This is a genomic window from Dokdonia donghaensis DSW-1, from assembly GCF_001653755.1.
Classification (GTDB): domain Bacteria; phylum Bacteroidota; class Bacteroidia; order Flavobacteriales; family Flavobacteriaceae; genus Dokdonia; species Dokdonia donghaensis.
The window spans coordinates 1,414,620-1,438,332 of the sequence record NZ_CP015125.1 but is presented as its reverse complement, the minus strand read 5'-3'; the positions used below and the strand labels follow the sequence as shown (position 1 = coordinate 1,438,332).

Genomic DNA, 23,713 nt, shown 5'->3' with positions numbered 1-23,713 from the left:
AGATTTTAAAAATAGAATTATGAAAAACACATTTAAATTCATAATGGCTGTTGCTCTGGCAAGTAGTTCTTTATTCTTCTCTTGTGAGACGACTGAACTAGAACTTGTAGAAAGCCCAAACAGTCTGCCAGAAGGAACGGGTGACCCATCTTTCTTGCTTAATTCAATACAGCTCTCGTATCGTAATAATGCAATTACTTTTAATGGTAATGGTGAGTCACTAACTAGAATAGGTACTTTTGGTTCAAGAGATTATTTTAACGGCCTTACAGGCGGAAGTCTTGATGGAGCTTGGACGAGAACTTATGCAGGAATCTTTGCAGATGTTATCGCTATAGAACAACTTGCCGAAGACCCAACCCAAGACCTTCGTTTCCACTTAGGAACTGCTAAGGTAATGCAGGCTCATTCGTTACTATGGTTGGTTGATTATATTGGCGACATTCCTTTTACTGAGGCACTTAATCCTCTTGAATTCCCAAGTCCTAATGTAGATGCTGGTGCATCTGTTTACGATGGGGCTCTTGGAATTCTAAATGAAGGTAAAGCTTTACTTGAATCTATTTCGGCCGGTGACGCTCTCGTTCCTGCTGTAGATATGTTTTATGATGAAGATCCAACTAAATGGGTAAAAGCGGCAAATAGTATTGCTATGAAAGCTGCAATTACTACAGGAGATATTGCTACATTTAATGCAATTGTTGCAGAAGGGAATTTTATTACTGATGCTGAGGATGATTTACAGTTTCAATACGGCACTAATTTATTAAATCCGAATACACAACATCCAGATTATTTTGCAAACTACACTGAGCAAGGTGTAGGCCCTTACCGTAGTAACTGGTTAATGGGAACAATGTTAGAAAATGACGATCCTAGAATACGTTACTATTTTTACAGACAATCAGGTTGTACTCCAGGTGCTTCTTGTGATCCTGGAGGAGATGGTGAAACTTTAAGCTGTTCTTTAGAAACTGCTCCTACCCATTATAATGGATTTACTTTCTGCTTCTTAGAAGATGGATACTGGGGACGTGATCACGGAGATGATAGAGGTGCTCCACCAGATGAGTTTGTTAAAACTGCAACTGGAGTTTACCCAAGTGGAGGTAAATTAGATGCTAATAACTTTGATAATCTTGTTGTTGTTGAGCAAGAAGATGGTTCATTTACATTAGAACTAGACGAAGATGACGATCTTGTAGGATTAGGAGAAGGTGGAGTTGGCGCTGGAATTGAGCCTATTATCCTTTCTTCTTATGTAGATTTTTGGAGAGCAGAAGCAGCTATGGTTTCTGGAGATCCAGGAGCAGCAGCAGGTTTTATTCAGAGTGGTTTAGAAAAATCTATTGCTAAGGTTCAAGGTTTTGGTGACCTAGATCAGAGCGCTGTAAATGGAATAATATCAGCAGATATTGATTCAAACACTGGTGAATTATCAAATGTTGTTTTAGCTAATACTTTGCTACCAACATCGGCTGATAATCAAGACTTTATTGATGATGTAGTTGCAGATTTCAATAACGCAGATACAGATGGAAAATGGAATATTCTTGCAGAACAATTCTGGATTACAATGTATGGCGGTGGTGCTGAAGCTTATAATTTTTACAGAAGACAAGGCTACCCAACAACTTTACAGCCAAACCTAGAGGCAGATCCAGGAGCATTCCCAAGATCATTCCCTTATACTACGGCTGAAATAGTTGCTAATCCAAACATTAGTCAGAAGCCAGATCAAAACGTACAAGTATTTTGGGATACTAATCCACCTTCAGCAGTATCTGGTGGTTTCCCAGCAGCTAACTAAAAAAATAAAAGCAAAATGAAAAACTTAATAAAATATGCCTTTGCAGGAGCCATTCTAATTGGAATGGCCTCTTGTGAGGATGATGAACAAAACACAACAGATTTTGTTCAAGAAAATGTTGAAAGAGGAGCTGTTCTAAGAACAACTGAAATCTTTTCTAATGAATTACCTATTAATACACCTGGTGCTCAATTTTCAATTGAGATAGAAGAGCAAGATGTACAAGGAGGCGATTTACTAATGAGTGTAGATGTAGTTGGTCGTTTTGAGGATAACTCAGAAGACGATGGAGATACAACCGGAGCAAACCTAGAAACTTTTTCTTTAGGAACAGTTCCTGCAAGTGAATTTACGGATGGCCCTTTTGGACTACCAAGAACTACACTTACTTATACAATTGAAGAACTAGCAGCACTTGCTAATGTAGACCCTGCTAACCTTTTTGGAGGAGACGTATTTATTATTGACCTTACATTAAATCTAACTGACGGGCGTGTATTTAATGCGGATAATGCAGGAGGGATAATCACTGGAGGTTTCTTTAATTCTCCATTCCGTTATAATGCAAGTGTAACTTGTCCAGTTGGCGAAGATCAATTCCTTGGAGATTATGCTCTTTCAATTGTTTCTGGAGTATTCCCTGATTTCGGTGTATCTCAAGATTTTACTGAGCAAGTTTACACGATATCAAATGAAGAAGGTGGACCAACTGAGCGTACTATAGAAGATGTAATCTATCTTCCTGAATTTGGAGGTTTCATAGGAGATATGGTTTTCAATTTAGTTTGTGAAGACACAGTAACTCCTCAACAAAGCGTTGGAGGTGGAGTTGGTTGTGGTGGAGCCATACAGCAAGGATCATTTGGAACTAACTTTGGTTCTTATGATCAGACAGATGACACATCTTTCACTTTAGATTTCATACTGACTGCTGGAGATACTGATAGTACTTGTCCAAGTGCACCTTATACATCTGTTTTACTATTTACTAAACAGTAATAAGACATTATATTTATTTTTAAAGGTCACCTTACAAGGTGACCTTTATTTTTTTGTAAAACATTTTACTTAAAGCTATGAAAAAGGCCCTTATACTTATACTTATACCTATACTAACAATTAGTTCTTGTAAAAACAAATCACAAAAAGAAGGAGAACTTTCACAAATAGAAATAGTAAACAATACGTTGCAAGCTCACGGAAAATCAACATTTGACTCCCACAAAATTACTTTTTCAGTAGATAATACGACATATACCCAAGAAAAAGAGAATGGTAGAGCTATTCAATCATTTAGCCGCTATAAAGATAATATAGAACACAAAGGAACATATAACGGAGGTTATATTGAATACTTTATTGATGGAGATTTACAAGAGGAAGGTAGTTATCCAGCGCCAATGTTAGAAAAATCTCTTTACGGTTTTCTTTATGCAGCAAACTTACCTTTGTCTTTAGCTACGAAAGATATACTCTATAAAAAGTTAGATGAAGTAGAAATAAGAAATAAAAAGTATTTTACCATTCAAGCTTCAAATGTTGAAATGCCATCTAAAATTGATGATCAATTTATCCTATATATAAATACAGAAAACTTTTTAGTAGAATACATAGCGCTCAACCATTCACTATCGGGCAGTATAAATCAATTCCGAAGACTTAAAAATACAAGAAAGATAAATGATGTAATTTTTCAAGACTATATTATCTTTACCCCACGAGATAAAGAGCTTCCTCTTTCAATGTTATTTAAAGAATATAATTCTGCTCAATTGAAGGACCATAGAACTATTAGCTTTCAGAATATAACAGTTACACCTCGCGACTCCCTTAATCTTACTTATTAACTTATTTATGGAAAAAACACTACAAATACACGGAACACGTGCAATCATAGAAGCGATAGAAGCAGGTAAAGAAGTAGATAAAGTTTTTCTACAGAAAGGACTTCACAACTCACTACTGAGCGAACTGAATACACTTATCAAGAAAAATGGGATACAAACCTCTTTTGTACCTATTGAAAAACTTAATAAGCTTACACAACTCAACCACCAAGGTGCTGTTGCTACAATATCTCCGGTTAAATATCACGACTTTGAAGAACTTGTGAATAGAACGGTAGAGAGTGGAGAAACACCATTATTTATTTTGCTTGATCAACTCTCAGATGTACGCAACTTTGGTGCAATTATACGTACTGCAGAGTGTACAGGAGCCCACGGTGTAATAATACCCAAAAAAGGAGGCGCTCCTCTCAATGGTGTTGCTGTAAAAACATCTGCTGGTGCCGCATTTAGTATGCCTATTGCCAAAGTAGATCATATAAAAGATGCTATTTACTATCTGCAAGGATCAGGAATTCAAGTTGTAGCTGCAACTGAAAAAACAGACAACACTCTCTACGACGTAGATTTTAAAGAACCTACTGCAATAGTAATGGGACGTGAAGATAGCGGTGTATCACCAGGTGTACTTAAAATTGTGGATCATCAAGCAAAACTCCCTCTTAAGGGTTCTATTGCCTCTTTAAATGTTTCGGTTGCCTGTGGAGCCTTTCTTTATGAAGCGGTGAGACAACGCTTATAAATCATTCTGAGGGACATCCGGAGCTTGCGCATCATCACCGTCGTTACTTACAAAGTGATAAATAATTGTATAAGAGTCTGCCTCTGTGTCAATTTTTGGATCAGGGGGTAATTCAAAGAAGTTTCCATCTTCGTCAAACTGCCTCATAAAAGGATCATCTGCCTCATTATAATCAGGTTCCTCCCAAGCATATGTAATGGGTTTTGGTACGCTTTCGCGAAAGCGTAATGCAATCAGAGCACCAGCTATAAAACCAGATAGATGACCTTCCCAAGAGATATTTTGGCTTGTAGGCATCGTGCCCCATATTAAACTCCCATATAAAAAAACCACAACAAGTGAAAGTGCTACTAGTCTGTAGTGCTTAGCGAGTATACCTTTAAAAAATAAGAAAGCCACGAGCCCATAAATAACGCCGCTCATACCAATATGATAAGAGGTGCGACCTATTAACCAAGTTCCTAAACCACTTAGAAACACTATTAAAACTAGAACTTTCCAAGAAATTGTTCTATAAAAATAGAAAAGGGCGGTACTTAAAACTAATAGCGGTGTTGTATTGTGCCACAAGTGCTTTATACCGCTATGTATGAATGGTGAGAAAAGGACACCTCTTAATCCCTTAAATGTTCTGGGACGTACGCCCCATTGCGTAAAATCTAATCCAAATTTTATCTCGACCCAAAATACAAACCAGATAATGAGCACAAAAAGCAACGGGTACCCCACTACTCCATTATAGAATTTAAAATACGAAGATTCACTATCCATAAGCGCAAGCTTTGCCACAAGAAAGCAATTTTGTGACCATAGTGTATCTAGATGAAAGATTGTCATACAAGACATTTTTAATTAGCTATTTTTGTATGATGAATACACCGCTTGCAGAACGCCTACGTCCTAAAAAACTAGAAGATTACTTGAGTCAACATCACCTAGTAGGTGAGAATGGCTCATTGCAACAGGCTCTCAAAGCCGGGATTATACCCTCACTTATATTATGGGGACCACCAGGCATAGGTAAAACTACACTAGCAACCATAATCGCCGAAGAGTCTAAAAGACCTTTTTATACACTAAGCGCGATAAACAGCGGCGTTAAGGACATTAGAGAGGTGATTGATAAGGCAAAGCAAAGTGGTGGGCTCTTTACTCAGAAAAACCCCATATTATTTATAGATGAAATACATCGATTTTCAAAGTCTCAACAAGACTCTCTACTAGGTGCCGTTGAGCGTGGATGGGTGACTCTAGTTGGGGCAACTACAGAAAACCCGAGTTTTGAAGTTATACCTGCACTACTATCGAGATGCCAAGTCTATATTTTAAAACCTTTTGAAAAGAAAGACCTCATCCTCTTACTCAATAGGGCTATTAAAACAGATGAGATCCTCAAGAAAAAAAATATTACCCTCTCAGAAACAGAAGCTTTATTAAGACTAAGTGGCGGCGATGCTCGTAAATTACTTAATATTTTTGAGCTCATAGTCACTACAGAAAATGATAAGGATGTAGTCGTTACAAATGATATGGTATTATCAAAAGTGCAACAAAATATTGTGCGTTATGACAAAACAGGAGAACAACATTATGATATCATATCTGCATTTATAAAATCTATACGCGGTAGTGACCCTAATGCTGCCGTATACTGGCTGGCGAGAATGATAGAAGGCGGAGAGGATGTGAAATTTATTGCAAGAAGACTTATTATTGCCGCAGCAGAAGACATCGGAAACGCAAATCCTACCGCACTAGTTATTGCTAATAACTGTTTTCAAGCCGTTACTACAATAGGATACCCTGAGGCCCGTATTATTTTAAGTCAGTGTGTGACGTATCTCGCAAGCTCTCCTAAGAGTAACGCTGCATATATGGCTATAGGAAAGGCCCAGCAACTTGTAAAGCAAACAGGAGATTTATCTGTACCACTACCCTTACGTAATGCTCCTACTAAGCTTATGAAAGAAATAGGTTATGGTGATGATTATAAATACTCACACGATTACCCTGGCAACTTTGTGCAACAAGAGTTTTTACCTAAAGAAATAAGTGGCACGACTCTGTATGAACCCACAGATAACACAAGAGAAAAAGCTATAAGAGAAAACCTAAAAGCCAAGTGGGGTTCTAAATACAATTACTAGTCTATATCTACCACTGTTATAGCGGCATCATTTACAGCAGAAACTAAGATTTTTTTTGACAAGCCTTTATGCGCTATAGTTTGGATATCTTTTACATTACCATCTAGAAAAAGTAGCGTCTCTGCAGTTGACAGTGCATTATAACCATCTTTCTTATTTGATATTAAAATAACTCCTACTCCAGCATCATATCTAGGCGTTTCAACCTCAGTCTCATAAATAGCACCAGCAATAATTAAGTCTTCATACCCGTCTTTATTAATATCCAGCACTTCTATAGCAAGCCCTGGTCCAGCTTGTGCCAAAGCTGGAAGTGTAGCCGTAGTAAAACCACCTTCCTTTTTACCTATAAGAAGTAATGAAGAGAATGTATTTACCTCTTTAGCGTATGCATTATTAAGACCTTCTCCATAAATGTCTTGGAGGGTAGCATTTGCAAAATCAGAATATGTTGTAAATTTTTCAGAAATGAAGGGCATTTGCTGTGTGCTACATTCCTTACCTCTCGCAGGCACATAATTGCCATTGTACTCATTACTTAACACAAGATCAAAAGTGCCATTACCATCAAAATCGTTTGCAAATACCTTAAATGGTTTTTTCTTTGATGCCTTGTACTTAATGTTATTACCTATGTTTCCTATCACATAATCCTTCACACCATCACCATTAACATCTGTTTCGGCTGCAGCAAACCATAAGCCTAAAGATTCGTCTAGTTCTGGAAGGCTTTGCTTAACAAACGAGCCTCCTATGTTTTTAAGTAATCCTACGGGTGACCACTCGCCTACTATTAATAGATCATCCTTTCCGTCATTATCAAAATCTGTAGTGAGTACATCGTTTATAATTCCAAAATCTAAAAGGTCTGGCGCTACAGTCTCTGTTACATCTGTAAATACGCCTCCCTCATTTTTGTATATTACAGAGGCTGTACTTACTGGAAATTTACCCTGCTCTATACGATTACCTACTACTATGTCTTGATCACCATCTTGGTCATAATCTATAGCTGCTATGCTCTTACTAAAAGAATAGCGATACTCGCTATTACTATTAAACGCTTCTCTCTTGTAAGTGCCACTCCCATCATTTATATACAATCTATTCTCAAGTAATGCATCTTGTGAAGCAAACTCATTTCCTCCACTTAATACAATGAGATCTTGATCACCATCTTGATCTACATCTACAAAAAGAGATTCCATATCTTCATATAACTTATCTGTATAAAGACTAGGTTGTGAAGATCTAATAAATCCGGTTTTAGACTGGATATAAATAGCGCCAGCTTGCCCAGCGGCGCCACCTACATATAAGTCTTTAAGACCATCATTATTTACATCTCCCTTAGATATAAAAGGCCCCAATTGAGACTGCTTGTACGGTAACAGGACTTCTTTTTTAAAATCATTAAAATCATTCTCTTTATGAGTAAAATCTATCCCGTAGGTCGTTCTCGCTTTCGCGAAAGCGTACTTAGGCTCCTCCATTTCTATAACCGGGAGTCCTGTTAAAGCAGCTTCACTTTCCTTTATAACCAGCATTTGATTTGCTCTTACATCTATAAACTCACTGCGTTTTCCAGAGAGCCATTGTACAATAACTTTATCTATATTTTCATCGTCTCCTAACCCAAAATGCGCTATATCTTCTACGGCAGAGAGGTAGCCTCTGGTTCTTTTATTTTCGGCTACTTGTGTTCCATTTTTTGTTATAATTGTAACCTTAGCAAAATCTTCTGAGAGGACACCTTCGGTTTTTATTTTTATGAAGTTTCCTATCTCATTTTCGACCGATAGGTTTTTAAAAAGAAAAGCCGTGTCGTCTATATTATTTGTGATAAGCTCAAGATCCCCATCATTGTCAAGGTCTGCATACGCACCCCCATTTGAGTAAGATGCTACAGCGAGACCCCACTGGTAAGAGTTATTTTTAAACTCAAGATCTCCGTTATTTACAAAAGCGATATTGCTCAACTTCTCAGTAGGCATCGCATCATATAATTTTTGCTTCACCTCTAGTGGTACTACACCGTTAAAGGCTCGCTGGGTCTCACGTACTTGATTTTGAATATCGTTATCAAGCGCATAACGTCTGTATCCATTTGTGACATATACATCCCGGTCTGCATCATTATCCAGATCTGCCATTAGTCCTGCCCAGCTCCAATCTGTTTTTGCCATATGGGCTTGATGCACTACGTTATCAAACCTGCCATTGCCACGATTGAGCTGCAATGAATTAAACATATACTGGTGCTGGAAACCTAGATCTTCTGTAAGCATATTAAAGCGTTGCTCATTCATACTAGCCATCAGGGTTTTAGAACGTACGTGATCACTAGCGGCCATATCCAAAACAAAGATATCTTGTAGCTTATCATTATTAATATCTGCTATATCTACCCCCATTCCATAAAAAGAAACTTGGCGGGTATGTTCCTTTATTTTATCTGTAAAAGTTCCATCTTGATTGTTTATGTACATCGCATCTGGCACATAGTAGTCATTTGCAATATAAAGGTCTAGCCAGCCGTCATTATTTATATCACTCACCACAAGGCCTAGACCAAAGGCGGGTCTAAGCAAACCTGCCTTTTCTGTTATATTTTTAAATGTATTTCCCGTATTTTCATAAAGCTGGACACTACTTTTTTCTAAATTTTTACGAATCTCCATACTGGCAAAAAATCGTTTAGGATCAAGCCCGTAGAGTTCATTTTCGTTTGACACAACAAGATCAAGGTCTCCATCTTTATCAAAATCAAAAAACGAAGACTGTGTACTTATACCCGTATCTGCAATGTTGTATTGTTTTGCGCTTTCGCGAAAGCGGTTATCACCCTCATTTATATATAACAGGTTGCCACGCTCTTGTGCTTGCTTAGGTCCTCCTTGTGACACATAAATATCTATGAGGCCGTCATTATTTACATCTGCAAATGTGACACCGTTTGCCCATTGTTTACCTGCATTAATACCTGCAGTATCTGAAATATCTTCAAACTGTAAATCACCCTTGTTGAGATACAATTTATTAGCCACCTGGTTACCTGTAAAAAAGAGATCTTGAAGGCCGTCATTATTGATATCTGCCACACCCACGCCAGCGCCATTATAGAAATAATCAAAATCAAATAGATTTGCTAGTGAGCCTACATCTTCTTTAAGTGTATTTGAAAATGTAATTCCGCTTGAATCGCTAGGTATTTGCTCAAAAATCTTGACATCCTTAGCTTTTACCGTTTTTGCACCAAATGTTTTTGAAACTATAGGTTGGTCTGCCTTATCACCACAAGACAATAGGAGTATACTTATGAGTAGTATGTAAAATTGTTTCATTATTGTTTTGTAAAAATCATTTCTACTACACCTGCAATACCTTTAATTTTGCGTTGTATTACAAGTCTACCTTCTAAAAAGAATGCTTTGCCACTAAAGTCTGTAGTGGTTATATCAAATGTTTCTGGATTACCTATCGTTGCCACACCTATCTTTTTTGTGTCATCATAAAATGTAATAGTAGTTCCAGATTGCATTACTTTGTAAAAGCCGTCTTCGCTCGTGTAGGTAATTGTTGTAGCACTAGGTTGAGAGGTTTCATTTTGAGAATCTGCAGTGTCTACTACCTCTTCTTTAATCACAGGTGGTTGCTGGGTTGGTTTTTTATTTACCTCTATAGCATCTGGACTTACCGCGGTCGAGTTTTGGGGGTTTTGAGAGTCTTGAACCTCTCCCGCTGGATTGTAGCTATACTGAAGTGCTTCTATATCATAAAATGCTTCTCTTAATGCATTGTGATATGCTCTCTTATATTCTTTATCCTTACTTGTCCCTTCTGATGTTTTAAAAATCACTTGATCATTGCAGTCTTTTAAAACTACTTCGAGGGTAGTTTTAATAAAAGTTGCACGCCCTTTTACATCTGCATATAATATTTTACAAGGGTCTGTGAGATTATCAAAAGGCTTTTCATCTCTTTTAAGATATGCCTCAAAACCATACTTGTTAAATAAGAATTTTGTGAGACTATTTACCTGATATTGGTCTGGTGACTTTAAAAAATCAAACTCCTCTGGTACAATAACATACTTATAATCATTTACAGATTGTGCGTTTAAGTTAATACTCATTAATGCTATAATAAGTAAAGTAAAAAAGTATTTCATTAGATTATAATTTATTATCAAAAACTAGCTGCATACCCAGCTGTAGACTTGCTCCTCTGGCTTTTGCAACATTTGTATATTGCATTAAATTGTCTGTGGCAAGATAAAGATTAAATTTATTAATTTTAGTACTTACTAAGAACCCTAGATTAGTGGCAGAACGCTTATCGTACGTATAGGTAAGTCTCGTAAGTAGGCCACTAGTCCAATCTTTATCATAATAAGCAGTAATCGCTGTTTGTAATCCTCTAGGTCTCCTAATAGTATTTAAATGAAGTCCTAGCTTATTTACATATTTTCTTGAACTAGAAGTCCGGCAATTACAAGTACCACTGCGATCTTCACCAAAAGCATATTGTACAGATGTGTTAAACTTTACTGGCCTCCAAGATGTGTAATTATTTGACAAGCTATCATTTGAGTTTATCGAGTCTTTAAACTCATCTTCTATATCTTGCCAATAGTCTGTAAACTCATCACCCTCAATAAGCGCAGGAAATATAAGCTCTATACCACTGGTCTCATAGTTACCACTCGCTGTAAAATTGCGCACATCATCCTTATGACTTATAAGACCTAAATCTATGACACTTCCTGTAATAGACCATTGCTCATTAATAAAATGAGTGAAACCTATATCTAATCCAAATCCATAGTTTTTACTTAAAAAGGCATTGCTTACAAGCTCTGTAACGTCTGTATCTATCTCGTCATCATAAAAAGACGCAACACCAGAGGTATTTGCCACGAGACTAACATTGCGCAGTGTGTGAGTATAAAAATTAGGTCCATTAGGTGTTGTTCTTGTGGTAAAATCTCCTCTATTATTTATACTACTTACATTTGCGACGCTCATATACATTTTTGCTCTCACGCCTAGTTGCCAGGAATCGTTTATTTTTTTATTTATTCCAAAATGGTATACCGAAAGCGCCTCTGCTGTAAAAGCCAACTCAGAAAACTCAAAAGGCACATCTATATAATCTGCATTACCGTTATATGCAAGTGTTGCTAGATCTTTAGGAAAATACGAGAATACATCTATCTCGTGATATATTCCACCAGAATAATATATGTCTGATTTTGAAGAACGCCACCCAAATGCGAGGAGCTCTAATTGCACATTTGTATTAAAATAGTCTGTACTACTCAAATCAAAAAGAGCATTACTAATCGCTTCATTAATAGAAATATCATCCCTAAAAATATCATAAGCACTTACTCCAGATGAACCTGCCTCAAAAGACAGACCAGAGAGCAATGGAATCCCTATGTGTTTATCAAAACTTACTGCCGTCCCTGGATTGCTTAACAGGCTTTGCGGTAATGCATAAACATTATAGAGCTGAGGCCTGTTCTGAGAAAAAACATAAGACATACAAAATAGGAAGAAGAGTACTAATCTATTTTTCATCTTACAGATCTGAAAATTCTAGAGAATAAATCGCTTTACTTTGTAAATTCAATTCACCAGATTGCGGTAAAGTCCCGGCAGAAATAATAACCTCATTTGCTAGTTGTATGGAATTACGGATGTTTTCTAAATTTTGTGCTTCAATAACTTCAGTAAACTCTGTAACAACAGGTGTTCCATCACTAGAACCAGATACTGGAAAGGTAATCTCATACTCTACATCTCCATTTTGATTTAAAAATGCAGCTCTGTTTGTAATGGAATGGTTAAATGTATTTGTAGCTTTATAACTAATTGCAATCTCAACAAGATTTTCTTGTGTAACCTCATCATCTAAAAAATTGAGCTCTGTGGTATCTCTTAAAATTATCTGACTATTTACAATCTCCTCGTTGCTAAGACTTGTATAATTAATAGAAAAAAATAGCAGGTCTATGTCAAAACGTGGTGTAAGAACCACTTCATCTAGGCGATCAAAATCTACATCATCTACACAAGAAAGAAAAAGAAACGCCGCTAGTGACAGACAACTTAGATAGCGTTTTATGGGTAGCGACTTCATAATTGGGGTTCTTTATGGTTTACAAACGCTTTTACTTTATGTGTTATTATAAAAAGCTTTTGATATGCGTAATATCATCTACAACCTTAATTTCTTCTGGGAGCTCAAGTTTATGATAATTAAAGCATATGGCATCCATCCCTACCCTTAAAGCCCCTACAATATCTGCCTCGTAAGTATCGCCTATCATTATACTTTGAGCAGGGTTTACACCCGCTTTATCCATAGCAAAATAAAATATCTTTTCATTGGGCTTTTTTACTCCCACAGACTCACTAGAAGTCATAGTTTTAAAATATGGTGTAAGTCCAGATTTATGCATTTTTGTAGTTTGCACTTCGTGAAAACCGTTTGTAATGATATGCATCTTGTATCTAGGCGATAAGTAATCTAGCAGTTCTATAGTGCCTTCAAAAAGATGATTGTTTTCTGGAAGGCATTCTATATAATCATCAGATAATTTATCTATAATATCATCTGTGACGGAGATTCCCATCTTGTCAAATGTTTTTTTAAACCTCCCGTAACGTAGCTGGGCTTTTGTGATGCGCTCTTCTCTGTACCATTTCCATTGCTGGAAATTAATAGGGCTATACACCTCAAGAAACTCGTTGTAGTTAATACTGAGATTATTTCTTTCAAAAATCTTTATAAACGCAAGACCACTATTGCGATCAAAATCCCAAAGGGTGTGGTCTAGATCAAAAAATATGTCTGTAATTTTACTCATCTGCTAGTAGGTGTCTAAAAAGTTTTTTACTGTATATATCATCAAAAGAGTGATTTGAAAACGAAATTCTAAAGACCCCATTTACTTTCTTTATACGATCACTCAACGCTTTGAGGTTTACAAAATCTATAGTGTGATTTTTATAATTAATCACATTATCAGATTGCATACATACGGGATGTATAAGTAACGGCGTTTGTATCTCGTAGTCTAGATCATAAAACAAGAATGATAGAGAGGTTCCCGCTCTAAAACCAGTGGTATTTGCATAGCCCATTGTATAGTCACTTTGTATCTCTTGGTCTAGTGCATCTCTATACACATACGGTAAATTGAGTTTAAAATCTGAGACGTGCATACTTCTCATAGGTCTATGTATGATTTCTTGAAGACGTTTGCGCTCTACTGCAAGTACTTGCCTATCTGTTGCAGCTTGTGGAGATAATAAGAGCCCCACACTGCAATAGTCACCTATCATCTTTATGGTGCTTTGAAAGCTGCGTTTTGAGTGCTTTATATTTTTTGCTGTCTGACCGTAATCACCTATTTGAAAAAAAATTTGAAACGGAATAGCACTTTGTTTTTGCACGTTTGCAAGCCAACCAAAGCTGTCATAAGGATCTTTTCTCGTTCCGAGAAGTACTTGTGAACGTTTTAAAATTTCGCGAAAGCGTAATTTTCCAAAATCTCTAAAATAACCCCCTACAGCACGCAGTACACCAAGTTTTTTATACTTAAATGACTGAGGAACGGTAACGAGCATATGAACCTTATAGTCTGTTTTTTTTGTAATTAAATCTGGAAATTGAGTCGTAAGTACACGAGCAAATCGCTGTATCCATATATCTATCACAGGCTGCTCTAAAAAATTGTGCATACCCGCCAGACTCTCACTTGCAGGAAAGCGACCTAAACTATCTTTTACGTGTGGTAAGTACTCCTCGTACCTACTTAAAAGGTAAAATGAAGCAGCAAAAATATCATAAGGAATTTGCGCACTAGCGTCTTTTATTTGAAAAAAACACGGCACACCTTCCCAGTCTTGCACAGCAATATCTATGGCTAGTATCCCTTGCTCAAAAAGTAAATCTACACTACGTATGTGCAACTCATTACCTAGCTTTTTTGACGTGTACGAGAGTTTTGCTCCTTCGTATGCAATAAACTCTTCTAACTTTGTGGTAAATTTTACAGACACCCCCAGTACTCTAGTGCAAATATGTTTAAAAACATAAGAGACACGAGGCGTAATTTTGTGCGTGTAAACAAGTAACATATGGGGCGCTGCTGTTATAGAATACCATCATCGGCAAAGCTAAAATACTGCTTTTCGGTCACAATAATATGGTCTAATACTTGTATATCTAGGCTTTGAGCAGCGGTTTTTAACTTTGTAGTAAGCATCTTATCTGCCTGAGAGGGTTTGAGCGTTCCAGATGGGTGATTGTGCCCTAGTATCATCCCCACAGCACTGAGCTCTATGGCCATTTTCATAACCATACGCACATCTACCAGCGTGCCTGTAAGACCTCCTTTACTTACTTGCTCCTTGCGTAAGACTTTATTAGAATTATTAAGAAACAACACCCAGAACTCTTCGTGCGGTAATTCTCCTATAATGGGTTGTAAGATGGTATATGCATCTTTTGAAGAAGTAATACGCTTTCGCGAAAGCGTCTCTCCACTACTACGTCTTCTTCCCAGCTCTAGTGCCGCAGCGATAGTGACTGCCTTTGCCTCGCCTATTCCTTTAAACTTCATTAAGTCCTTTACCGAAAGTTTACCCAACTCAGACAAGTTATTTTCGGCTTGGGAGAGTATGCGTTTACTAAGGGATACGGCACTCTCGTCTCGGGAGCCAGAGCCTATAAGTATCGCTATAAGCTCTGCATCAGAAAGGACAGAACGACCCTTAATCATTAATTTCTCCCGAGGTCGGTCATCTTCAGACCAATTTTTTATTGATATATATGAAGATACATCTGTGGTACTCTTTTCTTGCATAAGCCTTAAATATAGGGTTTTACAATATTATATCTTATTGCATTTTAAAGAAAACATAAACATCAAGATTGCTCACATTTTTAAAGGAAGCCGTAATTATTGTACATTAATAGTCTAATATTGATATAAGAAAACTAATCGCAAAGAAACGGCTATGAAATCACTTTTTGACCCAACCACATATCAAGAGACAAAAAACAGAATACAAGCCTTACAACCAGATAGCGCAGCTCGCTGGGGTAAGATGAATGTAGGGCAAATGGTAACGCACTGTCAATTTCCTTTTAAGGTAGCACTAAGTGACAAACCAAGAAAAGCAAAGTGGAACCCTATTATGCGTTTATTTAAAAAATCCCTATATAATGATAAGCCCTGGCGTAAAAACCTGCCTACGGCACCAGAAGCAAAAATCACAGATACCCGTGATCTAGATCTTGAACGTGAGAAACTTCTATCTATGGTAGATGCTTTTTATAACAAACGTGAGCAACAAGAGTGGCAACCGCACCCTATGTTTGGGCATTTTACACACGAGCAATGGGGGCAACTTGAGTATAAGCACCTTGATCATCACTTAAGCCAGTTTGGCGTATAAAATTAGACGCTATGACAGAAATATTAACATCTATATTTTTCATATTTGCCGTTATTGATCCCATAGGGACCATACCTGTTTACCTTGAGGCGACTAAGGAGTTTGACTTAAGATATAAAAAGAAAATCGCCATAAGAGCCTCTGTTATGGCTTTTATGATATTACTCTTTTTTATTGTTATAGGCCAGCTTATACTAGAGGGAATGTCTGTCTCGCTAGACGCATTTCAGATTTCGGGAGGTGTGATTTTATTTCTCTTTGCCCTTACTATGATTTTTGGTGATGGCAAGCCAGATCAAGAAAAAAATGGCATCACAGATTATAAACACGTTACTATATTTCCTATTGCGATACCTTCTATAGCGTCTCCTGGAGCTATAATGGCAGTTGTTTTACTCACAGATAATCATTTATATTCCATACAAGAGCAACTTATAACCACTGTGCTCGTACTCGTAGTTATAGGTCTCACTTGTTTGATTTTATTAGGTGCAAATAATTTACAAAAACGTATAGGCAATTATGGAATTACCGTCATAAGTAAGATTATGGGACTTATACTCGCAGCTTATGCAGTACAGAGCATTCTATCTGGGATAAGCCACTATTTTAGTAAGATTTAAACTAGTTGCAATACGTATCAAATAAACATCACCCCTATATGAAAGCGCATTTTCTATACTTTCTTCTTATTATAAATGCAATCACTCTAGCTGCGCAAGACAGTAAGCTCACTCATCAAACAGAACCACTATCCATAGGAGAAAAAGTTACTTTGCGTTCAAATATTCTCAAAGAGAATAGAGTCCTCAACATCTACCTTCCTCACGGTTATGATGCTACTGGTAATACATCTTATCCAGTCATTTACCTTCTAGACGGGTCTATAGATGAAGATTTTATACACATCTCTGGTCTTGTTCAATTTGGATCCTTTTCTTGGATTAACATACTTCCCCAATCTATAGTTGTAGGAATCTCTAATATAGATCGAAAAAAAGATTTTACTTGGCCTTCAAAAAGCAAATTAGATCAAGATGAGTTTCCTACATCTGGACACTCTACTCCATTTATAAACTTTATTGATAAGGAAGTGCAACCTTATATAGATAATAACTACAATACAAGTAAAACAAAGACATTAATAGGTCAATCTCTGGGAGGACTTCTAGCTTCTGAGATTTTATTTAAAAACCCAGATATGTTTGACAACTACGTGATTATAAGCCCTAGTTTATGGTGGGATGATCAATCGCTATATAACGACACACCAAAATCATACACTGGCCAAAAGTCTATTTATATAGCAGTAGGTAATGAGGGTGCACGAGCCAAAGAAGCTATGCAGAGGTTTTATGATAAACTAGTAGCCCTTAATACTGGAAACACTAAACTATATTTTAAGTTCTTTGAAAAACAAGACCACGGCGATGTGTTACATCTAGCCGTTTACGATGCATTTGAAAAAATTTTCAAAAAAGAAGACCAAAAAAAATAATGTCTCAACAGTGTATTATTACGCTTTCGCGAAAGCGTAATCACCGCATACCCATCACTAAGTAACTCCCGATAATAGTTAACTTTACTTGTCTAGCCTCATTTGAAACAGATTTGTACATTGCTATGGTTAATCAAAAAATCGGATAACTATGAAATTTAAAGCTATTTACTTTCTCGCGTTGATTATGGCACTTGCAAGCTGTGATGATGACAATGTTAACTTAAGCAGTATTACAGATTCGGCTTCAAATGGAGCTGTAATAGAACTAGTAAGCACCACAAATAACACCATTTCTCAAGAGGATGCTCAGGGCTCACTAGAAGCTAGACTTGAATATAGGGATGATGAAAATGGGACCCTTCTAGAAGAAATGAGAGTGTATGTAACTTACTACGACCTATCTGAGATGAGTGGTGACAGCACAGAGGCACTTGTAGAACAAGAAATTCTTTTTGAGACTATTGCGGCTAGTAACTTTACTAACGGCGAAAACAGCTTTCCAGTCTATGACCTAACAATTACAGCAGATCAGTTTTTAAATAACACAAACAATACATCTACCAGCATTGCAGCTGGTGATATTTTTACAACAAGATTTGAATTATTACTTACAGATGGTCGTGTTTTTACTTCAACAAATACAGCTGTTAATGGTGGTCTCAACATAGATTTTACTATTAACACAGAGGTAAATTAAGATTATTTGCCATACCACTACCCAAGGGCGTTTCTTATTTTAGATAAATCACATTGTTACATTTATAAATACCCTTACTGATAAAAAACTACGTTTTCACGCAACCTTTTTATAACTTCTAGTCTTTATTATGAAGAACAGAAAAAAGTTGCTATGAAATTGAAAATATCTCATTAATATATTTGAAGCTTAAGGTCTCTTTTTACACCCCAAAAGATCTTAAGCTTTTTATATACTCACTGTTTAACATCAAATCTCTTGGAACTAGAGAAGCTTTTAAAAAAATGTAAAAAGGGTGACCGTAAGGCACAGCAGTCTTTGTATAATATATACAAGGATAGACTTTTTGCGCTTAGTATGAAGTATTGCAAAAACAGAGATGAAGCACAAGATAATCTTCAAGACTCATTTGTAACCATATTTACAAAAATTAATACCTATAAAAATGCAGGCTCTTTTGAAGGATGGATGAAGCGCATTGTTATAAATAAAGCAATAGATAGATATAAGAGAAAACCATATTTAGAATCTATAGATGATCATCAGGTTAAAGAGGAGGACACTACTATAGACCAAGATGATACGGCTATACCATTGCAAACATTACTCACGCTAGTGCAAGAATTACCAGATAGATATAGACTAGTGTTTAACCTGTACCAACTGGATAACTACACTCATAAAGAGATTGCAATAGCCTTAAATATAAGCCAAGGTACATCTAAATCTAACTTGCACAGAGCCAAACTAATATTAAAAGAAAGAATAATAGCCTTAACGGCTGCTCAAAAAAATTCCATAGTAAATGGGAACTAGAAAAGACATAGGCAAACTCTTTAAAGAGCGTCTAGGTGGTATAGAGCAATCACCAGATGCTAGACTATGGGATAATATTGCCGCAGAACTTGACCAGACTAAAGGCCGTCGTATAGCACCATTTTGGTATTATTTTGGAAGTGCTATTATTATTATAGGAGCACTAAGCTTGCTTTGGTTTGCTCAACCAAAGGAAGTCGTAAAAAAAGAGAAACAAAGCTTAGTAAATAGCGAGACTATTAAAGGCTCTGATAACGTTAATATAGAATATGCGTTAACCACAACTTCAAAATCTACAGAAGATAAAAACACTACAGCGACTACTGGTGAGCAAGATAAAGTACAAACGATACAACAAGACACCACTTACAACTCACAGACAGCAATAATTCAATCAGGGTTAGCTACAAATAGGCCAACTATTGATACTATTAGTTCTAGTAACAAAACCAATTACTCATTAATAGAAATTGAAGCGCTTAAAAACAATAGTGCTACTGTGGCTTCAAACAGTAATCGCAGTAACGAAAGTCACACCCATCAACTTCTTTACACTAGCAAAGGTAATGAAGAGGCTCTTGCAAAGTATAAAGCCGAGGTCAAGAAGGCATTAGAACTCGAGATTGCTCAGCAAAAAGAGCAAGCAGCTATAGAAGTGGCGGCTGTCATAAAGAAAAAGACAGATAGTATTAACAAGGCTGTACAAAAAGCGCTCACTTCAAACACAAGAGCAAAGAAAAAAATAAAACTACCTAAAACAGAAGAAGAACGTGCCGAAGATCGTAGAAACGCTACAGAATATGAGATTGCCATCTCTCCATACACCAGTGTTTTAAGTTATGGTTCTGTAAGTAAAGGGTCTTCTATAGATGATAGACTAGTAAACAATCCCCGTGATGCTATATCTACAGTAGGATATGGTATGCGCGTAGACTACACACTAGGTGAAAAAAGTAGCCTTAGACTGGGTATAGGCTATGCTCCATTAAAATATCAAACAGATAACTTTCAAGTATCTGTAACAGATGGAAATATTAATATCTATGAACTTTCTGCTATAAACTTAGCAAACTTAAATAGTGGTAGTAGTACAGAAAGCTCTCCAGAAGCGCAAAGCTTTTTTAATACAAATGACATCGTCTCTATAGAGCAAAATATTTCTTACATAGAGGTTCCAGTAGGTTTCCAATATAGATTTATAAATAAACGTGTTTCATTTAGTGTAAACCCTGGTTTGAGCTTATTAATCCTGAGTAATAATGAAATATATGCAACCGCAGCCTCTGGGCAATCCATATTTGTAGGTCGTGAAACTAATCTCAACGGGCTGAGTCTAGCATTTAACTTTGGTTTAGGTGGCCATTATAATATAAACGAAAAATGGCGTCTTAATGTTGAGCCTGTTTTTAGATATCAACTCAATCCTTATGCAAATAACCTAAGTAACTTTAGACCATATTATATAGGTGCACAATTTGGAATGTCTTACAAGTTTTAAAAGACTAGTCTCCTGTAAAAAGAACTATTTACTAGATGGTTATAATTACGCTTTCGCGAAAGCTTAAAAAGCTCCACAAATACAGTAGCACAATAGACTTAGCAACCACAGCCCAATTAAAAAGAGCTATATAAAGGCTCTGTTAAAACGAGCTAAGATGGTTTACAGCCACTTGTACTATTAATACTTTAAGTAGTCTATGTAATAAAAAAGCCGTTTCTCAATATTGAGAAACGGCTTTATAAATAGTGACAAAGGTATTAGTTACTAGTTACCCTTTGCGTTGTTTTTAAACTTATCAAACTTACCTAGCTTTTTTGCTTTAGGCCAGCTGTTGTTATCTGTATCAATATCTGCTGTTTCAAGATCTGGATCTACTGTAATTTTTACAATTTCCTTATCTGAAGCTATTGCTTTACTTACCTCTGCATCATTCTTTCTCCACACTTGTGCCGGGTATGTAACTTTCTTTTTTGATCCATCTGCATATTCATACTCAACAATAATAGGCATTGGGATTCCTCCTGGCTTCTCAAAAACTACTTTGTATAAAAACTTAGGGGTTCTGATCTTTGCGCGCTCTTCTGGAGTAAAGTTATCCATAAGATATTCTTTAAGGGTAGGTGATGCTTCTAGCATATCTTTACCTCTCATATCTTCTGTAAATTCTGGGCTATCTTCATCTACTACATAAATAGCTTGAATTTGACTAGGATCTGTAATACCATAACGAGCTAGTAATGCCTTTCCAGCCTCTGTTACTTTATCTGTAACATAGTACTGCTTTACATCTTTAAGACCTATATCTACAGCCTCTGTACTATAAAACCATCCTCTCCAGAACCAGTCAAGATCTACTGCAGATGCATCTTCCATCGTACGGAAAAAATCTTCTGGTGTAGGGTGTTTAAACATCCAGCGTTGTGCATATGTTTTAAACGCGTGATCAAAAAGATCGTGCCCCATTACAGTCTCTCTTAAGATATTAAGAGCAGTTGCTGGCTTACCATAGGCATTTGCACCTAGGTTAAAAGCGTTCTCTGGGTTAGACATAATAGGCGCTATATATTCTTGATTTCCTTTCATATACCCTACTATTTTAGAAGGTGCTCCGCGTCTTGATGGGTATGCGTCATTTCCTTTTATAGCTTCTGGATAGTTTTGACCAAACTCTTGCTCTGTAAGGTATTGCATAAAAGTATCTAGACCTTCATCCATCCATCCCCACTGGCGCTCGTCACTGTTTACAATCATAGGGAAGTAGTTATGACCTACCTCGTGTATAATTACTGAGATCATACCAAATTTTGTTCTGTCACTGTACGTTCCATCTTCGTTAGGACGACCATAGTTCCAACAGATCATAGGGTACTCCATACCTTGACCTTTTGCGTGTACAGAAATAGCCTTTGGGTAAGGGTAGTTAAAAGTATACTTTGAGTAGGTATCTAGTGTTTGTACAATTGCTTTTGTAGAGTACTCCTCCCATAATGGGTTACCTTCTGGTGGGTAGATAGAAATAGCCATTACATCACGCTCTGGAAACTTTACTGCCTGTGCATCCATTATATAACGACGTGATGATGTAAATGCAAAGTCACGCACGTTTTTTGCTCTAAGCTTCCACGTTTGTGTTGCTTTCATTTTTCCTGCGGCCATTTTTTCTGCCTCTGCTTGAGTACGGATGATAACAGGCTTATCATAAGATTTTTTTGCCTGCTCCCATCTCTTCATTTCTTCTTTACTGTAAACATCTTTTAGGTTTACAATCTCACCTGTACCATCAAGTAAGTGATCTTTTGGTACTGTAATATCTACTTCATAATCTCCAAAAGGTAATGCAAACTCCCCGTTACCCCAGAACTGGTAGTTCTGCCATCCTTCTACATCATTATAAACTGCCATTCTTGGGAAGAACTGTGCGATGATATATCCTTTATTACCGTCTTTATAAGTTTCATAACCAGATCTAGCACGATCTACCGTGTGTTCTGGTATAAGATAGTTCCACTTTATAGAAAATGTGTAAGACTCGCCAGCTTTGAGAGGCTGTGGCATATCTATGCGCATCATCGTCCAGTTAATCGTGTGATTAAGATTACGACCATTAGACTTTACCTCTTCTATTTTAAAACCTCCATCAAAAGGCTCACTTTTCATATATGATCCCACAAAAGAACCTGGCTGCGATACAGCTCCAACTCCTCCACCATTTTTCTCTTTGGCAGGTGAATCTTTCTCTCTTACGTTTTGATCAAGTTGTACCCATAGATACTCAAGATCGTCTGGAGAGTTATTTGTGTACGTAATTGTTTCAAACCCATTAATGATGTGTGTATCATCATTAAGTTCTATTTGCATTTTGTAATCTGCATTATTCTGGTAGTATGCGTGACCTGGCGCTCCAGAGGCTGTTCTGTACTGGTTAGGTGTAGACATTTCATTGTAAAGTTGTCTAAACCTGTTTGTGTTTTCGTGCCCCATTGCACGCTCTTCTGTTTGTTCTTCTTGAGCAAAAGCGCTTGTGCCTAGAAGTAAAAATGCTGCGAGCAGCATATACGAGTAACGAATCATAAGTGTGTTGAATTAGTTTTAGCTCTAAAAATAGCCATCCTTAGCAGTGTTTTGGGATAATTTTTAAAATTTTAACAACCCTTTAGCATTTCCCGCAGTAAGCAGAAAACTTTTCTTGTTCTTTCCTATAGTAGTATGTACCATATTTTTTTGGTCTGGAAACAAATCCATAAGTAGCTCATTATCTATCTCAAATGTTTTAATTAGCTCTATATCTGTGATTTCTACATAGCAAACCACATAATCATCTTCATACTCCTTACCTAAAAACTGAAGCTGTCTTCTTTCTCCATTTACGGTTATTATGAGCTTTTTTTGAAAGTATTTATTTAGGTAAAGGTCCAGTTTTTCTTGATTTGCGGTTGCATCTACTACAATGGTCTCATCATAACGCTCTTGGAGCACAGCTTCAAGATCATCATAAAATAACCGCGATATCATTTGTATGGATTTTTCTTGCTCGTCATACACTACATCTGTAACACTGAGGTAATACTTATGCAATGAGGCTCCCATAAGCAATGGAGCGATTATAAATAGTAAAAGAACTTTTCTCATAATGAATTTAGATGATGGGTTTACGCTTTCGCGAAAGCGTACTATAA

General features: G+C 36.8%; 21 protein-coding genes. 11 read left to right on the top strand and 10 right to left on the bottom strand.

All coding sequences use genetic code 11. The features are described from left to right. The first annotated feature begins 19 nt into the window (after nucleotides 1-19). From I597_RS06240 to rlmB, 4 genes are all read left to right on the top strand, one after another. Nucleotides 20-1,810 carry a SusD/RagB family nutrient-binding outer membrane lipoprotein gene (locus tag I597_RS06240; protein WP_035327531.1) on the top strand — a complete coding sequence of 597 codons (1,791 nt, stop codon included), beginning with the start codon at nucleotides 20-22 and terminating at the stop codon, nucleotides 1,808-1,810. A gap of 15 nt (nucleotides 1,811-1,825) precedes the next feature. Further along, on the top strand, nucleotides 1,826-2,809 hold the full coding sequence (locus I597_RS06235) for a hypothetical protein (protein ID WP_052111944.1): 984 nt from the start codon (nucleotides 1,826-1,828) through the stop codon (nucleotides 2,807-2,809). Nucleotides 2,810-2,886: 77 nt separating this feature from the next. After that, the gene (locus I597_RS06230; RefSeq protein ID WP_035327529.1) at nucleotides 2,887-3,657 is read left to right on the top strand and encodes a DUF6503 family protein; all 771 of its coding nucleotides are present in this window, start codon (nucleotides 2,887-2,889) and stop codon (nucleotides 3,655-3,657) included. A 7-nt stretch (nucleotides 3,658-3,664) separates the two neighbouring features. Then, nucleotides 3,665-4,399: a 23S rRNA (guanosine(2251)-2'-O)-methyltransferase RlmB gene (gene rlmB / locus I597_RS06225; RefSeq protein WP_035327527.1), complete on the top strand. Its 735-nt coding sequence runs from the start codon at nucleotides 3,665-3,667 to the stop codon at nucleotides 4,397-4,399. Here rlmB and I597_RS06220 read toward each other — a convergent pair. Further along, on the bottom strand, nucleotides 4,394-5,170 hold the full coding sequence (locus I597_RS06220) for a rhomboid family intramembrane serine protease (protein ID WP_035329050.1): 777 nt from the start codon (nucleotides 5,168-5,170) through the stop codon (nucleotides 4,394-4,396). The genes rlmB and I597_RS06220 overlap by 6 nt on opposite strands. Before the next feature lie 98 nt (nucleotides 5,171-5,268). Between I597_RS06220 and I597_RS06215 the strand changes: the two genes are divergently transcribed. Continuing rightward, nucleotides 5,269-6,546: a replication-associated recombination protein A gene (locus I597_RS06215; protein ID WP_035327525.1), complete on the top strand. Its 1,278-nt coding sequence runs from the start codon at nucleotides 5,269-5,271 to the stop codon at nucleotides 6,544-6,546. On the opposite strand, the gene I597_RS06210 is transcribed toward I597_RS06215, so the two are convergent. From I597_RS06210 to radC, 7 genes are all read right to left on the bottom strand, one after another. Continuing rightward, nucleotides 6,543-9,890, bottom strand: a complete 3,348-nt coding sequence (locus tag I597_RS06210) for a VCBS repeat-containing protein (protein WP_052111942.1) — start codon at nucleotides 9,888-9,890, stop codon at nucleotides 6,543-6,545. The genes I597_RS06215 and I597_RS06210 overlap by 4 nt on opposite strands. Continuing rightward, nucleotides 9,890-10,717 carry a hypothetical protein gene (locus I597_RS06205; protein ID WP_052111940.1) on the bottom strand — a complete coding sequence of 276 codons (828 nt, stop codon included), beginning with the start codon at nucleotides 10,715-10,717 and terminating at the stop codon, nucleotides 9,890-9,892. The genes I597_RS06210 and I597_RS06205 overlap by 1 nt, the downstream gene beginning before the upstream one ends. Before the next feature lie 4 nt (nucleotides 10,718-10,721). Then, nucleotides 10,722-12,131, bottom strand: coding sequence for a DUF5723 family protein (locus tag I597_RS06200; protein WP_035327523.1), 1,410 nt, complete (start codon nucleotides 12,129-12,131; stop codon nucleotides 10,722-10,724). Between the two features lies 1 nt (nucleotide 12,132). Continuing rightward, entirely contained in the window at nucleotides 12,133-12,693 is a 561-nt protein-coding gene (locus I597_RS06195) for a hypothetical protein (RefSeq protein ID WP_035327521.1), read from the bottom strand. Nucleotides 12,694-12,739: 46 nt separating this feature from the next. Beyond that, nucleotides 12,740-13,423 carry a YjjG family noncanonical pyrimidine nucleotidase gene (locus tag I597_RS06190; RefSeq protein ID WP_035327519.1) on the bottom strand — a complete coding sequence of 228 codons (684 nt, stop codon included), beginning with the start codon at nucleotides 13,421-13,423 and terminating at the stop codon, nucleotides 12,740-12,742. Next, nucleotides 13,416-14,621: a polysaccharide deacetylase family protein gene (locus tag I597_RS06185; protein WP_152594978.1), complete on the bottom strand. Its 1,206-nt coding sequence runs from the start codon at nucleotides 14,619-14,621 to the stop codon at nucleotides 13,416-13,418. Before I597_RS06185 ends, I597_RS06190 begins: the two co-directional genes overlap by 8 nt. Nucleotides 14,622-14,713: 92 nt before the next feature. Then, nucleotides 14,714-15,427 (bottom strand): RadC family protein, encoded by a 714-nt coding sequence (gene radC, locus I597_RS06180; RefSeq protein WP_035327515.1) that lies wholly within the window; start codon nucleotides 15,425-15,427, stop codon nucleotides 14,714-14,716. A 154-nt stretch (nucleotides 15,428-15,581) separates the two neighbouring features. Between radC and I597_RS06175 the strand changes: the two genes are divergently transcribed. The 6 genes from I597_RS06175 (at nucleotide 15,582) to I597_RS06150 (ending at nucleotide 20,534) form a co-directional block, all read left to right on the top strand. Continuing rightward, a complete protein-coding gene (locus I597_RS06175) occupies nucleotides 15,582-16,022 on the top strand; it encodes a DUF1569 domain-containing protein (protein ID WP_035327513.1) in 441 nt (146 codons plus the stop codon). A gap of 11 nt (nucleotides 16,023-16,033) precedes the next feature. After that, nucleotides 16,034-16,645, top strand: coding sequence for a MarC family protein (locus tag I597_RS06170; protein ID WP_035327511.1), 612 nt, complete (start codon nucleotides 16,034-16,036; stop codon nucleotides 16,643-16,645). A 38-nt stretch (nucleotides 16,646-16,683) separates the two neighbouring features. After that, nucleotides 16,684-17,520: an alpha/beta hydrolase gene (locus I597_RS06165; RefSeq protein ID WP_035327509.1), complete on the top strand. Its 837-nt coding sequence runs from the start codon at nucleotides 16,684-16,686 to the stop codon at nucleotides 17,518-17,520. 151 nt (nucleotides 17,521-17,671) lie between these two features. Next, complete coding sequence (locus I597_RS06160) at nucleotides 17,672-18,220, top strand: hypothetical protein (RefSeq protein WP_035327508.1); 549 nt, start codon at nucleotides 17,672-17,674, stop codon at nucleotides 18,218-18,220. A 258-nt stretch (nucleotides 18,221-18,478) separates the two neighbouring features. After that, a complete protein-coding gene (locus I597_RS06155; protein ID WP_035327505.1) occupies nucleotides 18,479-19,036 on the top strand; it encodes an RNA polymerase sigma factor in 558 nt (185 codons plus the stop codon). Next, entirely contained in the window at nucleotides 19,026-20,534 is a 1,509-nt protein-coding gene (locus I597_RS06150) for a hypothetical protein (protein ID WP_035327503.1), read from the top strand. Before I597_RS06155 ends, I597_RS06150 begins: the two co-directional genes overlap by 11 nt. A 267-nt stretch (nucleotides 20,535-20,801) precedes the next feature. Here the strand turns inward: I597_RS06150 and I597_RS06145 are convergent, their stop codons facing one another. Together I597_RS06145 and I597_RS06140 are read right to left on the bottom strand one after the other, a co-directional pair. Further along, a complete protein-coding gene (locus tag I597_RS06145; protein WP_035327501.1) occupies nucleotides 20,802-23,108 on the bottom strand; it encodes a M1 family metallopeptidase in 2,307 nt (768 codons plus the stop codon). A 63-nt stretch (nucleotides 23,109-23,171) separates the two neighbouring features. Then, nucleotides 23,172-23,666 (bottom strand): DUF6702 family protein, encoded by a 495-nt coding sequence (locus tag I597_RS06140; RefSeq protein WP_035327499.1) that lies wholly within the window; start codon nucleotides 23,664-23,666, stop codon nucleotides 23,172-23,174. Between the last annotated feature and the right edge of the window lie 47 nt (nucleotides 23,667-23,713).

What these genes read in the sequence shown, in the direction of transcription:
- I597_RS06195 (WP_035327521.1), bottom strand. Translation starts at nt 12,693, where the DNA reads ATGAAGTCGCTACCCATAAAACGCTATCTAAGTTGTCTGTCACTAGCG.
- I597_RS06190 (WP_035327519.1), bottom strand. Translation starts at nt 13,423, where the DNA reads ATGAGTAAAATTACAGACATATTTTTTGATCTAGACCACACCCTTTGG.
- I597_RS06220 (WP_035329050.1), bottom strand. Translation starts at nt 5,170, where the DNA reads ATGGATAGTGAATCTTCGTATTTTAAATTCTATAATGGAGTAGTGGGG.
- I597_RS06160 (WP_035327508.1), top strand. Translation starts at nt 17,672, where the DNA reads ATGAAATTTAAAGCTATTTACTTTCTCGCGTTGATTATGGCACTTGCA.
- I597_RS06165 (WP_035327509.1), top strand. Translation starts at nt 16,684, where the DNA reads ATGAAAGCGCATTTTCTATACTTTCTTCTTATTATAAATGCAATCACT.
- I597_RS06140 (WP_035327499.1), bottom strand. Translation starts at nt 23,666, where the DNA reads ATGAGAAAAGTTCTTTTACTATTTATAATCGCTCCATTGCTTATGGGA.
- I597_RS06170 (WP_035327511.1), top strand. Translation starts at nt 16,034, where the DNA reads ATGACAGAAATATTAACATCTATATTTTTCATATTTGCCGTTATTGAT.
- I597_RS06240 (WP_035327531.1), top strand. Translation starts at nt 20, where the DNA reads ATGAAAAACACATTTAAATTCATAATGGCTGTTGCTCTGGCAAGTAGT.
- I597_RS06150 (WP_035327503.1), top strand. Translation starts at nt 19,026, where the DNA reads ATGGGAACTAGAAAAGACATAGGCAAACTCTTTAAAGAGCGTCTAGGT.
- I597_RS06175 (WP_035327513.1), top strand. Translation starts at nt 15,582, where the DNA reads ATGAAATCACTTTTTGACCCAACCACATATCAAGAGACAAAAAACAGA.
- I597_RS06235 (WP_052111944.1), top strand. Translation starts at nt 1,826, where the DNA reads ATGAAAAACTTAATAAAATATGCCTTTGCAGGAGCCATTCTAATTGGA.
- I597_RS06210 (WP_052111942.1), bottom strand. Translation starts at nt 9,890, where the DNA reads ATGAAACAATTTTACATACTACTCATAAGTATACTCCTATTGTCTTGT.
- I597_RS06215 (WP_035327525.1), top strand. Translation starts at nt 5,269, where the DNA reads ATGAATACACCGCTTGCAGAACGCCTACGTCCTAAAAAACTAGAAGAT.
- I597_RS06230 (WP_035327529.1), top strand. Translation starts at nt 2,887, where the DNA reads ATGAAAAAGGCCCTTATACTTATACTTATACCTATACTAACAATTAGT.
- I597_RS06205 (WP_052111940.1), bottom strand. Translation starts at nt 10,717, where the DNA reads ATGAAATACTTTTTTACTTTACTTATTATAGCATTAATGAGTATTAAC.
- radC (WP_035327515.1), bottom strand. Translation starts at nt 15,427, where the DNA reads ATGCAAGAAAAGAGTACCACAGATGTATCTTCATATATATCAATAAAA.
- rlmB (WP_035327527.1), top strand. Translation starts at nt 3,665, where the DNA reads ATGGAAAAAACACTACAAATACACGGAACACGTGCAATCATAGAAGCG.
- I597_RS06200 (WP_035327523.1), bottom strand. Translation starts at nt 12,131, where the DNA reads ATGAAAAATAGATTAGTACTCTTCTTCCTATTTTGTATGTCTTATGTT.
- I597_RS06145 (WP_035327501.1), bottom strand. Translation starts at nt 23,108, where the DNA reads ATGATTCGTTACTCGTATATGCTGCTCGCAGCATTTTTACTTCTAGGC.